Raw genomic sequence first — 13,443 nt, forward strand, 5'->3', positions numbered from 1 at the left:
CCGCTGAGAACCCGCGGGTGGTCCTGCTGCGTGCGTGGTCACTGCTCATCGGCTTCGCCGCTGACAGGACGATGGTCGCCAGCGGTCGGACGTCTGGACGGCGAGCTCACGAGTTCGGATGGTCGGAAGCTTGTTGAAGGTCCCGCATGAGCCGTGCTCGTGCGGGCCTTCTCTTTCACATGAGGAGCAGACGTGAAGAACCTCGACGATCTGCTGTCCGAAGGAGTCCGGGGGCGACGCGTGCTGCTGCGCGCCGACCTCAACGTTCCGCTGGACGGCGACAGGATCACCGACGACGGCCGGGTGCGGGCCTCGCTGCCGACGATCGAGAAGCTGACCGGGGCCGGTGCGCAGGTCGTGGTGACCGCCCACCTCGGCCGCCCCAAGGGCGAGCCGGACCCGCAGTTCTCCCTCGCCCCCGTGGCGCGCAGGCTCGGTGAGCTGCTGGGCACCGAGGTCGCCGTCGCCGAGGACGTCACCGGCGCGTCGGCCCGGTCCACCGTGGACGCGCTGGCCGACGGTTCGGTGGCGCTGCTGGAGAACGTGCGGTTCGACCCGCGCGAGACCAGCAAGGACGAAGCCGAGCGCGGCGCGTTCGCCCGCGAACTGGCCGACCTGGTCGGCGACGGCGCGGCGTTCGTCTCGGACGGATTCGGCGTGGTGCACCGCAAGCAGGCCTCCGTCTACGACGTGGCGAAGCTGCTGCCGGGCTACGCGGGCGGCCTCGTGCTGTCCGAAGTGGACGTGCTGCGCACCCTCGTCGGCGACCCGCGGCGGCCCTACGTCGTGGTGCTCGGCGGCTCCAAGGTCTCCGACAAGTTCGGCGTGATCGAAGCGCTGCTGCCGAAGGTCGACAAGCTGCTCATCGGCGGCGGCATGGCCTACACCTTCCTGGCCGCGCAGGGCCACCAGGTCGGTTCCTCGCTGCTGCAGAACGACCAGCTCGACGCCACCCGCGACCTGCTCGCGAAGCACGGCGACAAGCTGGTGCTGCCCGTCGACGTGGTCGTCGCCGACGCCTTCGCCGCCGACGCGAACACCCAGGTCGTCGAAGCCGACGCCATCCCGGAAGGCTGGATGGGCCTGGACATCGGCCCGCGCAGCGTCGAGCTGTTCGCCGACGCGCTGCGCACCGCGGGCACCGTGTTCTGGAACGGCCCCGCCGGCGTCTTCGAGTTCGAGGCGTTCGCCGCGGGCACCCGGGGCGTCGCGCAGGCCATCGTCGACTCCGACGCGTTCAGCGTCGTCGGCGGCGGCGACTCCGCGGCCGCGGTCCGCACCCTCGGCCTCCCCGAGGACGGGTTCTCGCACATCTCCACCGGTGGTGGCGCGTCGCTGGAATTCCTCGAAGGCAAGGACCTGCCCGGGGTCGCGGTCCTCGAAGGCGAAGCCTGAGCGCCCGAACCTCCGGACGTGGTGACTAGCGGCTTCGCCGCAGGAAAGGACTCCGCATGGCCAGGACTCCGCTGATCGCGGGCAACTGGAAGATGAACCTGAACCACCTGGAAGCGATCGCCCTGGTGCAGAAGGTCGCCTTCGCGCTGCCCGAGAAGTACTTCGCGAAGGTCGAGGTGGCGGTCATCCCGCCGTTCACCGACATCCGCAGCGTGCAGACCCTGATCGACGGCGACAAGCTGCTGCTCAAGCACGGCGCGCAGGACGTCTCCGAGCACGACTCCGGCGCCTACACCGGTGACGTGTCCGGGCCGATGCTCGCCAAGCTCGGCTGCAGCTACGTGGTCGTCGGCCACTCCGAGCGCCGCGAGTACCACGCGGAGACCGACGAGGTCGTCGGCCGCAAGGTGCGGGCCACCCTGAAGAACGGCATGTCCCCGATCCTGTGCGTCGGCGAGCAGCTCGACGTCCGCGAATCCGGCGGGCACGTCGAGCACTGCACCACCCAGCTGATCAACGCGCTGAAGGGCCTCAAGGCCGAGCAGGTTCGCTCGGTCGTCGTCGCCTACGAGCCGGTGTGGGCCATCGGCACCGGCAAGGTCGCCACCGCCGCCGACGCGCAGGAGGTGTGCGCGGCCCTGCGCGTGGCGCTGGCCGAGAAGTACGGCAAGGAGATCGCCGACGAGGTGCGGGTGCTCTACGGCGGCTCGGTCAAGTCCAGCAACATCGGTGAGCTGATCGCGCAGAGCGACGTCGACGGCGCGCTCGTCGGCGGCGCGAGCCTCAACGGCGACGAGTTCACCAAGCTCAGCGCCATGGCGGCGGGCGGCCCGCTGCCGTGATCCGCAGGCCGGTCCGCACGGGCCGGCACCGCGACCGCCCCGGCCGCGCGACCTCGTCGGCCGGGGCGGTGCACCCACCGAACCCGGGGGAACACCGGCGCTAAGGCGGACGGCGGTCCACCGGACGAACGCCAACCGGTACTCTCGGTGGCGAACCGCTGTGTGAACGAGGACGTGATGAATCTAATCCTGCAGATCGGCCTGATCCTGACGAGCGTGCTGCTGGTGCTGCTGGTCCTGCTGCACCGGGCCAAGGGCGGCGGGCTCTCCTCGCTCTTCGGCGGCGGCATGCAGTCGAGCCTGTCCGGTTCCAGCGTGGCGGAGAAGAACCTGGACCGGATCACGATCGTGGTCATCGCGGTCTGGGTGATCTGCATCATCGGTACCGGGCTGCTGATCAAGATCGGTTGACGGTCCGGCGAGCTGGCAGCGGTTGACCAACAGCGGCCGGCCGGTGCGGCCGGTCCTCCGTGCGGCTTGGTGGGTGAGAGTGCATGACTGGCGGTAACGCGATCCGAGGCACGCGCGTCGGCGCGGGCCCGATGGGCGAATCGGAGCGGGGCGAGTCGGCACCGCGCAGGCGGGTCGACTACTGGTGCGCCAACGGCCACCACACGCGGCCGTTCTTCTCGATGGACGCCGAGGTGCCGGACCAGTGGGACTGCCCCCGCTGCGGGCTGCCCGCGGGCCAGGACGAGCAGAGCCCGCCGGAGGCGCGGCGCAACGAGCCGTACAAGAGCCACTTGGCGTACGTCAAGGAGCGGCGCAGCGACTCCGACGGCATGGCCATCCTCGAAGAGGCGTTGACGAAGCTGAAGAAGCGCCAGGGGCGCTGACGGCGAGTCCACCGCGGGCGGGCCGGAGACCTCTCCGGCCCGCCTTCGTTCGTCCTCCGGGCCGGAACATCGAGTTGTGGGCCGTCGCGGCCCGGTCGTAGCTTGGGGCGCACCGCAGCACGGCGTCGTCGCAGGAAGCAGGCCCGCATGGTGTCGTCCGAGAGCAGCCGCCCCGCGCGGGCGCGGTTGCCCCGTTCCGGGGGAGGGCGTGCGTGCCGGGGCCGGTGGGAATTGCGCTGGGGGCCGGGTCGTGCGCGCGTTCCGCGACGAATGCGCGCCGCCCATCGGCGGTGGTCGGATGTCGGGGGATCCGCCGCGGTGCGCCGAACCATTCGACGGCGCCGGCGGGGGAGCGGAACGGGAAAGCGCGGTTCCGGCTCGCCGCCAGGTCACTGACCGTTTCCGGCGATGCCGTGCGCATTGCTCTATCCGCGTGATGTGCGTGCGGAGTGCGTTTCGCGGGCCATTCCGGTATGGAGAACCGAACGGTTCTCTGCGACGATGAGATGATCTTTACCGCGCCTGGACGGATCAGCCGGAATCCGCCCGGACGCCACAGCTGGAGGTGCGAGAGATCATGCGCGGTGGGTACGCAGCAGCGGGCCGCGCCGGGGTCCGGGTGTCGGGGCCGGACTTCCCCGAACCGTGCGGCCACGAAGGACCGTCCGCTTCGGACGGTGCGGTCCCCCGGCAGCGGATCTCCGACGCGCAGGCGGAGCGGACGCGGAACTCGTTGGCACGGCGCAGGATTCTCGCGCTGAACCTGATGAGTTCGCCCGGCTCCGGGAAGACCACGCTGCTGGAGCGCACGCTGCGCGAGCTCGGCTCGACCATGTCGATCTCGGCCATCGAAGGCGACCAGGAGACCCACCTCGACGCCGACCGGCTGCGCGCCGCGGGCTGCCGCGTGGTGCAGATCAACACCGGTTCCGGCGGGCACCTCGACGCCGACATGGTCGACGAAGGATTGCGTTCCCTGCAACCGGCCGGGCGATCCATGGTGTTCATCGAGAACATCGGCAATCTCGCCGCGCCCGCGCTGTTCGACCTCGGTGAGCACCACCGGGTGCTCATCGCCTCGGTCACCGAGGGCGAGGACAAACCGCTGAAATATCCGCACGTATTCCGCAGCACCGATCTGGTGCTGCTGAACAAGGTGGATCTGCTGCCGCACCTCGATTTCGACGTGGACCGATTCATCGCGCACGCGCAGCGCATCAATCCGCGGATCCGGGTGGTGCGGTTGTCCGCGAAACGCGGTGAAGGATTCGCCGAATGGTGCGGCTGGCTGCGCGCGCAGCACGACGGGACCGCGCCCGTTCCCGCCTGAGCGCTGTGGCGTTGCTCGCCCGAACCCGCATCGCGCGCTGATCCGCGGATACGCTCGCCGGATCATGCTCCGGGCGCTGCCGCCCGCGCCGGCTCGGCGCCCGGGAAGGTGCGGCGCCGCGAGCGCCGCAGGCCCAGCCGAGGAGATTGCGATGGACCTGTCGACCGCCGACCTCGCGGACCGCGAAGGCCCGGCCATCCGCAGCTGCGACGTGCAGTTCCGGCAGTACGGCGGCCGCGAGGTGTTCGCCGGACGCATCCGCACGGTCACCTGCTTCCAGGACAACGCGCTGCTCAAGAAGGTGCTGTCCGAACCGGGCGACGGGCAGGTGCTGGTGATCGACGGCGCCGGATCGGTGCACACCGCGCTCGTCGGGGACCTGATCGCGGAGCTCGGCCGGTCCAACGGCTGGACCGGCATCGTCGTGAACGGCGCGGTGCGCGACACCGCGGTGCTGGCGGGCATGGACTTCGGGGTCAAGGCGCTCGGCTCGAACCCGCGCAAGAGCAGCAAGAACGGCGACGGCGTCCTCGACGAGCCGGTGGAGCTCGGCGGCGTGCGGTTCGTGCCCGGCGAATACCTGGTCAGCGATCACGACGGGGTCGTCGTCCTCGCCGAGCCGTGAACGAGCCCGGAACGCCGGATTCACCCGGGTGAATGGCCCACCCGCCCACTCCTGCTGGGCTGATGGGTCGTTCACCTCGGTGCTGCCGAGGTCGCCGGCGTGCCGGTGCGCGGCCGGACACGCGGCGGACATCGGATCTCGCCCGGATGGTGGCGGATGTCCGGTTCGGTTACCTGGTGGACATCTGCGCCGCGGCAGTTGACCCGCCGGACACGCGCGCGTAGCAGGACCGGCGCCTCCCGCTCCTAACGTCCGAGGAGTGGGAAGCACTGCCGGATGAGCGCCGGTCCGGACACGCGGGAGCCGCGTACCCGGCGGGCGCTGCACGCCCTGACGGGACGCCACGACGTCGAGTACGAGCGGGCGGTGCCGCCGCGGCTGGACCGCACCCGGCAGGCCGCCGTGCACGACTGCCTGTTCCTCGGCGGTGACCTGGACGGCTGGTTCGCGACGGTGCTGCCCGACGCGCTCACCGGCCTCGTCGACACCGCGCGGGCCGCCGGATCCGCGGCCGTCGCGCACACCACCGGCGTCGGGCCCGCCGTCCGCGCCATCGCGGCCGAGGTGGGAGCCGTGGGCTATGAACGCCTGCCCGCCACGTTCCAGGCGCTGCAGCCGCACCACCTGCGCGAACCGGACGTGCTCGGTGCGGTCGTCGCGGCGAAGCGGATGCTGCACCGCGGGCCGAAGATGCCCGTCGACCGCGACGTGTTCGACGACGTCGAGCAGTGGGCCGAGGCCGCCGCGGCCGTGCAGGTCCCGTTGCCGGTCGACTTCACCTGGATGCGGGAGCGGGTGCGCCGGATCGGCGCGGTGCTGCGCGCAGGTGGCCGGGACTCGCGGCCCTGCCACCGGGACGGCAGCCCCTCCAACGTGCTGCTCGGCGCGGCGGGGGAGGTGCGGCTCGTCGACTTCGACGTCGCGGGCAACGCCGACCCGCACCACGACATCGCGGCGCTGCTGGTGGAGACCTGCCAGCTCGACGACGAGTGGCGGCGCGCCGCCGAGATCGTCGACGGCAGGCCCGACCAGCAGCGCCTCGCCCGCTACCGGCTCAACGCCATCGCCGACGACCTGGCGGTGGGGGCGTGGGCGCTGCTGGCCGGGGCGCGCGCCGAGCAGCACGCGGGGTTCACCGGGTACGGCCAGTGGCGGCTGCTGCGCTGCCGCTACGCGCTCCGGCACCGCCACTTCGACACCTGGCTCCGCCGGGCGTGATCGGGCTCGTGCGGCTCGGTGGGTCCTCGGCCGCGTCCTCGCCGCGGGGGGCCGGTGGTTCCAGGCGACGGCGCCGTGCTCGCGAGGAGGTGGCCGAGAGCTCGCGGCCGCGCCGGTCGATCGAGTGGCCGGTCGGGCTCAGCGGTGTCGCCGCCGACCGGAGGACGACAGGCTCGTTCGTGGCGCGGTGGACGCTCAGCCTGCGGGGTTCCGGCGGTCGGTGATGTGCGGCGGGGTGGGAATGCCGTCGGCGAGGTCCGGGGCGGCCTCCGGAACACCCCACTCGGTGCGGAGCGGGAGCACGCCGGCCCAGGCACCCGCCCCGTGCTCCGCCGGGTCGTCGGTGGGCGGACCCGAGCGGACCTTCACCGAGGCCTCCGCGAGCGAGAGCGCCAGCACCGCCACCCCCGCGAGCTCCTTCGCGTCCGGTTCCCGCGCGTGCTCCCACGAACCCGGCGCCAGGTGCTCGGACAGCACCCGCAGCCCGTGCAGCTTCTCCGCCGGGTCCAGCACCGCCCGCGGCCTGCCGTAGATCACCGCGCTGCGGTAGTTCATCGAGTGGTCGTTGATGGTGCGGGAGTACACGACGCCGTCCAGCAGGGTGACCGCGACGCACACCTCCGGTTCCCCGCTCGCCGCGAGCACGCTGCGCGCCCCGGTCGAGCCGTGCAGGTACAGCACGTCGCCGTCCCGCCCGTACCCGGTGGGCAGCACCTGCGGATGTCCGTCCAGGACCAGTCCGAGGTGGCAGATCAGCGCCCCGTCGAGGACGTCGTGCAGGTCGGCGCGGTCGGTACGCGCCCGGTCCTTCTTGCGGCCCAGCGAGGTGCGGGGCGTCGCGGACAACGGCGGTGCGGTGGTCGGCTCGGTCATGCGCTCATCCTGCGCCGCCGAAGTGGACGCCCCCAAGGTCCAATTTTGCGGAAAAACGAAAGGCCACTTCACGCGAACGGGCCGTCCGCTCCGAGGGGGAGCGGACGGCCCGGGCTCGATCAGCGGTGCTCAGCCTCGCGGCGCCGCCGACGGATCCAGCAGCCACAGGGTGCGTTCCAGCCCGACCGCGCCCGCGGCCGGGATGTCCACCGGATCCGCACCGCCCAGCGCGGCAGCCACCGGCTCGGCCTTCGCCGCACCCGTGGTCATCAGCCACACCTCGGCGGCCGCGCGGATCGCGGGCAGCGTCAGCGAGATCCGCGTCGGCGGCGGCTTCGGGCAGTCGTGCACGCCCACCACCGCGCGCTCCTGCTCCCGCACGTACGGCGTGTCGGGGAACAGCGAAGCCGTGTGCCCCTCCTCGCCGACGCCGAGCAGCAGCACGTCGAAGCGTGGCACCGGGAACTCCACGGCGGGCTCGGCCATCGTGGCCAGCAGCTCCGCGTAGTGCGCGGCGGCCGCGTCGGCGTCCTCACCGAACTTCCCGCCGGACGGGGCCATCGGGTGCACCCGCTCCGGGTCCACCGCCACGTGGTCGAGCAGCGCCGCCCGCGCCTGGGTCTCGTTGCGCTCCGGGTCGCCGTCCGGCAGGAACCGCTCGTCGCCCCAGTACACGTCCACGTTCGCCCAGTCCACGGCGTCCCGGGCGGGGGAGTTCCGGACCTGCTCCAGCACGCCGATGCCGGTGCGGCCGCCGGTGAGCACCACCGACGCCGAACCGCGCGCGGCCTGCGCGTCCACGATCCGGGTGATCAGCCTGGCGGCGGCGGCCGCCGCCAGGACCTCGCCGTCGCCGTGCACGACGACTTCCTGCCCGCTCATGCCTCGCCTTCCGCCTGCTCCGGCTCGGACTCCGCCTGCGCCGGTTCCTGCTCGTCGGCGGGCGGGGCTTCGTCCACCCGCCGGATCCCGGCCAGCCCGCCGAGGGTGATCTCGTAGATCTCGTCCGGGTCGAGCCTGCGCAGCTCCTCGGCCAGGCAGTCCCGCACCTCGCGGCGGTGCAGCGAGAGCCGCCGGTCCGGCTGGCCCGGCTGGGTCAGCGTGCCGACCTTGCCATCCGGACGCACGATCTTCACCGAACCGGAGGGCCGCCGCAGCTCGGCCGAGACGATGCCCGGTCCGCGCGGGTGCTCCACCCGGTACACCGGCACCTCCAGGTAGGCGCCCAGCCACGCCGCCAGCAGGTCCGTGGACGGGGAGTCCGCGGCACCGGTGACGACGGCGCTGGTCACCGCCTCGTACGGCGGCAGGTCCAGCGCGGCGGTGAGCATCGCGCGCCACGAGGTGAGCCGGGTCCAGGACAGGTCCGTGTCGCCCTCCACGTAGGAGCCGACGCGGGTCTTCAGGAACTCGATCGGGTCCGGCTCCGCGGCCGCGTCGGTGATCCGGCGGTGCGAGAGCAGCCCGATCGGGTCCTTCGCCGGGACCTCCGGGGCCTCGGTCGGCCACCACGCCACCACCGGAGCGTCCGGCAGCAGCAGCGGCACCACGGAACCGGCGCCCTCGTCGGCCAGCGCGCCGTACAGGCGCAGCACCACGACCTCCGAGGCACCCGCGTCCCCGCCGATGCGGATCTGCGCGTCCAGCCGCGGCGCGGCCTCCTTGGAGCCCCGGGCCACCACGATCACCCGCGCGGGGTGCTCCCGGCTGGCGTCGTTGGCGGCCTGGATGGCCTTCTCCGTCTCGGTGCCGTCACCGGTGACGATCACCAGGGTCAGCACCCGGCCGAGCGCGACGGCACCGCCGGTCTCGCGCAGCTCGACCATCTTCTTGTTGACCTGCGAGGTGGTCGTCGACGGCAGGTCGATGATCACGGGCGCCTCCAGACACGTCCGGTGCGGGTCATCATGGAGTCCGCGGTCGACGGCCCCCACGTCCCGGCCTTGTAGTTCTCCGGCGCTCCGTGCGCCGCCCAGTAGTCCAGCACCGGGTCGAGGATCCGCCAGGACTGCTCCACCTCGGCGTTGACCGGGAACAGCGACGGCTCACCGAGCAGCACGTCCAGGATCAGCCGCTCGTAGGCCTCCGGGGAGGATTCGGTGAACGCGTGGCCGTAGCCGAAGTCCATCGTCACGTCCCGCACCTCCATCGAGGTGCCCGGGACCTTCGAGCCGAAGCGCATCGTCACGCCCTCGTCCGGCTGCACCCGGACGACCAGGGCGTTCTGGCCCAGCTCCTCCGTCATGGTGTCGTCGAACGGCAGGTGCGGGGCGCGCTTGAACACCACGGCGATCTCCGTGACGCGGCGGCCCAGGCGCTTGCCGGTGCGCAGGTAGAACGGCACCCCGGCCCACCGGCGGCTCTCCACCTCGAGGGTGATCGCCGCGTAGGTCTCGGTGGTCGAGTCGCCGGCGAAGCCGCCCTCCTCGTGCAGGCCGGGCACCAGCGAACCGCCCTGCCAGCCACCGGTGTACTGCCCGCGGGCGGTGGTCTCGCTGAACGGGCCGACCGGCTTGGTCGCCGAGAGCACCTTCAGCTTCTCCGCGCGCAGGTCCTCGGGGGAGAAGCTGACGGGCTCCTCCATCGCGGTCAGCGCCATCAGCTGCAGCAGGTGGTTCTGGATGACGTCGCGCGCCGCACCGATGCCGTCGTAGTACCCGGCGCGGCCGCCGAGCCCGATGTCCTCGGCCATCGTGATCTGCACGTGGTCGACGTAGTGGGCGTTCCACAGCGGCTCGAACAGCTGGTTCGCGAAGCGCAGCGCCAGGATGTTCTGCACCGTCTCCTTGCCGAGGTAGTGGTCGATGCGGAACACCGAGTCCTCGGGGAACACCTCGTTGACGATCTTGTTGAGGTGCTGGGCGCTCTCCAGGTCGTGCCCGAACGGCTTCTCGATGACCACCCGGCGCCACTGGTCGGGGGACTGGTCGGTCAGCCCGGAGCGGGACAGCTGGGTGAGCACCGTCGGGAACGCCGACGGCGGCACCGACAGGTAGAAGGCGTGGTTGCCGCCGGTCCCGCGCTCCTTGTCGAGCTGCTTGACGGTCTCGGCGAGCCGGTCGAACGCGGCCGGGTCGTCGAACGAGCCCGGCACGAAGCGGATGCCCTCGGCCAGCCGGTCCCACACGGACTGGTGGAACGGCGTGCGCGCGTGCTCCTTGACCGCCTCGTAGACGACCTGCATGAAGTCCTGGTCCTCCCAGTCCCGGCGGGCGAAGCCGGTCAGGGCGAACCCCGGCGGCAGCAGCCCCCGGTTGGCCAGGTCGTAGATCGCGGGCATCAGCTTCTTGCGGGACAGGTCCCCGGTCACGCCGAAGATCGTCAGGCCGGACGGACCGGCGATCCGCGGCAGCCGCTTGTCGCGCGGGTCCCGCAGCGGGTTGCGCGGCAGGTCTCTGGAGCTCACGCCCCACCCCTCTCGTCGTGCAGTTCCTGAACGGCCTTGACCAGTTCGACCAGGCCGGCGGCCCGGTCGGTCAGGTGCAGCCGCAGCACCGGGCGCTCGTGCTGGGCGAGCACCTGGCCGTCACCGAGCGCCTGCGCGCGCTGCAGGCCCGCCAGCGCGTACGGCCGCTCCGGCACCGGCAGGTCCTCCTCGGCTTCGCCGGTGACCTGCAGGAACGCGCCGTTCTGGTGGCCGCCCTTGTGGTACTGGCCGGTGGAGTGCAGGAAGCGCGGTCCCCAGCCGAACGTGGTCTGCAGCCCGGTGCGGCGGGCCAGCTCCGGGCGCAGCAGCGCGGCGGAGGCGTCGTCGAGGCGGTCCAGGTAGGCCTGCACCGCCAGGTAGCCGTGCTCGGGCGCGGCCTTGACGAAGGCGCGCAGCGCCTCGGCCACCGTGCCCACGCCCGCGGTGAGCCAGTCACCGGAGGCGTAGACCTCGACGGAACCGGACACCAGCGACGGCGTCACCACCGGGCCGCCGTCGGGGCCGTCGAGCAGCGCGCGGGCGGCCTTCTTCGCGGCCTCCACGTCGGGCTGGTCGAACGGGTCGATGCCGAGCAGCCTGCCGACCAGCGCGGTGGCGAACTCCCACAGCAGGATCTGGGCGCCCAGCGGGCCGGAGGTCACCAGCTGCGCGCCGTCGACGGCGCCGCCGATGGCGATGGTGGTGGCGTCGCGTCCCGCGTCGGCGAAGCCCGGGGCCTGCGGGTTCTCCACGACCACGGGCAGCAGGCCGGTGCCCTGCTTGCCGGTGGACTCGGCGATGAGCTGCTCGGCCCAGTCGCCGAAGCCGGGGATGCCGGAGCCGCCGTCGGCGAGCACCAGCTTCTCGGCACCGCGCTCGTGCGCCGCGCCCCACGCCGCGGCCAGCCGCACCGCCGGGTTGTCCGCGGAGTCCGCCCGGACCAGTTCGAACGCGCCGGCGGCCTCGTCGAGCAGCGCGGTGATGTCGGCGCCGGCGAGCCCGGCCGGGACCAGCCCGAACGCGGTCAGCGCCGAGTAGCGGCCGCCCACGTTCGGGTCGGCGGTGAAGACCCGCCGGTACCCGGCCTCGCGGGACGCGGTCTCCATCGGTGACCCGGGGTCGGTGACCACGACGATGCGGGTAGCCGGATCGATTCCGTTCGCGGCGAACGCGGCCTCGAAGATGCGGCGGTGGCTGTCGGTCTCGACGGTGGTGCCGGACTTCGACGACACCACCAGCACGGTGCGGTCCAGGTCGCCGGACAGCGCATCCCCGACCTGACCCGGGTCGGTGGTGTCCAGCACGGTCAGCGGCACGCCCGCGGTCGCGGTGATCACCTCGGGGGCGAGCGAGGACCCGCCCATGCCGGCGAGCACGACCCGGTCGACGCCGTCGGCGTGCAGTTCCGCGCGCAGCTCGGCGATCTCCGCCAGCAGCGGACGGGAGGTCTCGTGCAGGGTGGTCCAGGAGAGCCGGATCGACGCCTCGCTCTCGGCGTCCGGGCCCCACAGGGTGGCGTCGCCTGCGGCGAGACCGCTCGCCGCGCCGTCGGCGGCCAGCCGCTCGGCGAGCGCACGAGCCTCCCCGGCCAGGCCTTCGTCTGCGATCTCGACTGAAGTTTCGGTTGCCATCTGCTTCCTCGTGTCTAGGGAATGGGCGACGTCGGCGGTGGGCGGACCGGACGCCTCCGCCGCGGGCTTACCCCGATGAGCCTGACCGGGCCCACCCGCCACAGCACCCGGGGCACGCGAATTCCGTGGAATGTCGCGTGCCCCGGGCGGGCGCGGGGCACACCCGCGGTGGAACGGCCGTTCGCCTACTTGGCCTGGTCGAGCTGCTCGCGCACGGTGTCGAGCAGTTCCTCCCAGGACTTCTCGAACTTCTCCACGCCTTCGCGCTCCAGCACCGCGAACACGTCGTCGAGGTCGATGCCGATCTCGGTCAGCGCGTCGAACACCTGCTGCGAGGCGTCCTTGGTGCCGCGGACCTGGTCACCTTCGACCTGCGCGTGGTCGGCGGTGGCGAACAGCGTCGCCTCCGGCATGGTGTTCACCGTGTTCGGCGCCACCAGCTGGTCGACGTAGCGGGTGTCGGAGTACGCCGGGTCCTTCACGCCGGTGGAGGCCCACAGCGGGCGCTGCGGCTTCGCACCGTCGGCGGCCAGCGCCTGGAAGCGGTCCGAGGAGAAGACCTCCTCGTAAGCCGCGTAGGCCAGCCGGGCGTTGGCGATGGCCGCCTTGCCCTGCAGGTCCTGGCCGCCTTCGATGCCCTCCAGCCGCTTGTCGATCTCGGTGTCCACCCGGGACACGAAGAACGAGGCGACCGAGGCGATGGAGCTCAGCGAGTGGCCGTTGGCCTTCGCCTGCTCCAGGCCCGCCAGGTAGGCGTCCATGACGTCCCGGTAGCGCTCCACGGAGAAGATCAGCGTCACGTTCACGCTGACGCCCTCGGCCAGCACCCGGGTGATCGCGGGCAGGCCCTCGACCGTCGCCGGGATCTTGACCATCAGGTTCGGCCGGTCGACGGCCTTCCACAGCTCGAGCGCCTCGGCGACGGTGCGGTCGGTGTCGTGGGCCAGCCGCGGGTCGACCTCCAGGGAGACCCGGCCGTCGTCGCCCGCTTCGTAGACGTTGCGGAAGACGTCGGCGGCGTCGCGCACGTCCTTCGTGGTCAGCTCGCGGACCGTGTCGTCCACGCCCGCGCCGCGGGCGGCGAGCTCGCGGACCTGGTCGTTGTAGTCGGCCGCGTTGGACAGCGCCTTCGCGAAGATCGTGGGGTTGCTGGTGACACCCACGACCGCGTAGTCGTTGATCAGCTCGGTCAGGTTGCCGGACGTGATCCGCTGGCGGGACAGGTCGTCCAGCCAGATCGCCACGCCCGCCTGGCTGAGCGCGGTGAGGTTCTGGTTGTTCGTCACT

The 13,443-nt window shown here is 72.2% G+C and carries 13 protein-coding genes; 7 read left to right on the forward strand and 6 right to left on the reverse strand.

Features of this window, described 5'->3' with window-relative positions:
• The first annotated feature begins 192 nt into the window (after window positions 1-192).
• The 7 genes from ABZ805_RS16805 to ABZ805_RS16835 all read left to right on the forward strand — a co-directional run bounded on the left by ABZ805_RS16805 (window position 193) and on the right by ABZ805_RS16835 (window position 6,246).
• Window positions 193-1,395, forward strand: coding sequence for a phosphoglycerate kinase (locus ABZ805_RS16805; protein ID WP_358440628.1), 1,203 nt, complete (start codon window positions 193-195; stop codon window positions 1,393-1,395).
• A 56-nt stretch (window positions 1,396-1,451) separates the two neighbouring features.
• The gene (tpiA, locus tag ABZ805_RS16810; protein ID WP_358440630.1) at window positions 1,452-2,237 is read left to right on the forward strand and encodes a triose-phosphate isomerase; all 786 of its coding nucleotides are present in this window, start codon (window positions 1,452-1,454) and stop codon (window positions 2,235-2,237) included.
• Between the two features lie 177 nt (window positions 2,238-2,414).
• Window positions 2,415-2,648 carry a preprotein translocase subunit SecG gene (secG, locus tag ABZ805_RS16815; RefSeq protein ID WP_224957705.1) on the forward strand — a complete coding sequence of 78 codons (234 nt, stop codon included), beginning with the start codon at window positions 2,415-2,417 and terminating at the stop codon, window positions 2,646-2,648.
• Window positions 2,649-2,731: 83 nt separating this feature from the next.
• The gene (locus tag ABZ805_RS16820) at window positions 2,732-3,073 is read left to right on the forward strand and encodes an RNA polymerase-binding protein RbpA (RefSeq protein WP_358440634.1); all 342 of its coding nucleotides are present in this window, start codon (window positions 2,732-2,734) and stop codon (window positions 3,071-3,073) included.
• A gap of 577 nt (window positions 3,074-3,650) precedes the next feature.
• Window positions 3,651-4,403, forward strand: a complete 753-nt coding sequence (hypB, locus tag ABZ805_RS16825; protein WP_358440636.1) for a hydrogenase nickel incorporation protein HypB — start codon at window positions 3,651-3,653, stop codon at window positions 4,401-4,403.
• Window positions 4,404-4,554: 151 nt separating this feature from the next.
• On the forward strand, window positions 4,555-5,028 hold the full coding sequence (rraA, locus tag ABZ805_RS16830) for a ribonuclease E activity regulator RraA (protein ID WP_358440639.1): 474 nt from the start codon (window positions 4,555-4,557) through the stop codon (window positions 5,026-5,028).
• 276 nt (window positions 5,029-5,304) lie between these two features.
• The gene (locus ABZ805_RS16835) at window positions 5,305-6,246 is read left to right on the forward strand and encodes a phosphotransferase (protein WP_358440641.1); all 942 of its coding nucleotides are present in this window, start codon (window positions 5,305-5,307) and stop codon (window positions 6,244-6,246) included.
• 195 nt (window positions 6,247-6,441) lie between these two features.
• Here the strand turns inward: ABZ805_RS16835 and ABZ805_RS16840 are convergent, their stop codons facing one another.
• The 6 genes from ABZ805_RS16840 to tal form a co-directional block, all read right to left on the reverse strand.
• Window positions 6,442-7,119 carry a pyridoxamine 5'-phosphate oxidase family protein gene (locus ABZ805_RS16840; protein WP_358440643.1) on the reverse strand — a complete coding sequence of 226 codons (678 nt, stop codon included), beginning with the start codon at window positions 7,117-7,119 and terminating at the stop codon, window positions 6,442-6,444.
• A 129-nt stretch (window positions 7,120-7,248) separates the two neighbouring features.
• Entirely contained in the window at window positions 7,249-8,001 is a 753-nt protein-coding gene (gene pgl, locus ABZ805_RS16845; protein ID WP_358440645.1) for a 6-phosphogluconolactonase, read from the reverse strand.
• Window positions 7,998-8,993, reverse strand: coding sequence for a glucose-6-phosphate dehydrogenase assembly protein OpcA (gene opcA, locus ABZ805_RS16850; protein ID WP_358440648.1), 996 nt, complete (start codon window positions 8,991-8,993; stop codon window positions 7,998-8,000). The genes pgl and opcA overlap by 4 nt, the downstream gene beginning before the upstream one ends.
• The gene (zwf, locus tag ABZ805_RS16855) at window positions 8,990-10,525 is read right to left on the reverse strand and encodes a glucose-6-phosphate dehydrogenase (RefSeq protein ID WP_358440650.1); all 1,536 of its coding nucleotides are present in this window, start codon (window positions 10,523-10,525) and stop codon (window positions 8,990-8,992) included. The genes opcA and zwf overlap by 4 nt, the downstream gene beginning before the upstream one ends.
• Complete coding sequence (locus ABZ805_RS16860; protein ID WP_358440652.1) at window positions 10,522-12,156, reverse strand: glucose-6-phosphate isomerase; 1,635 nt, start codon at window positions 12,154-12,156, stop codon at window positions 10,522-10,524. Before ABZ805_RS16860 ends, zwf begins: the two co-directional genes overlap by 4 nt.
• A gap of 185 nt (window positions 12,157-12,341) precedes the next feature.
• A complete protein-coding gene (gene tal / locus ABZ805_RS16865) occupies window positions 12,342-13,442 on the reverse strand; it encodes a transaldolase (protein ID WP_358440655.1) in 1,101 nt (366 codons plus the stop codon).
• Window position 13,443: the final 1 nt, after the last annotated feature.

The organism is Saccharopolyspora sp. NPDC047091 (assembly GCF_040643635.1).
Taxonomy (GTDB): domain Bacteria; phylum Actinomycetota; class Actinomycetes; order Mycobacteriales; family Pseudonocardiaceae; genus Saccharopolyspora_C.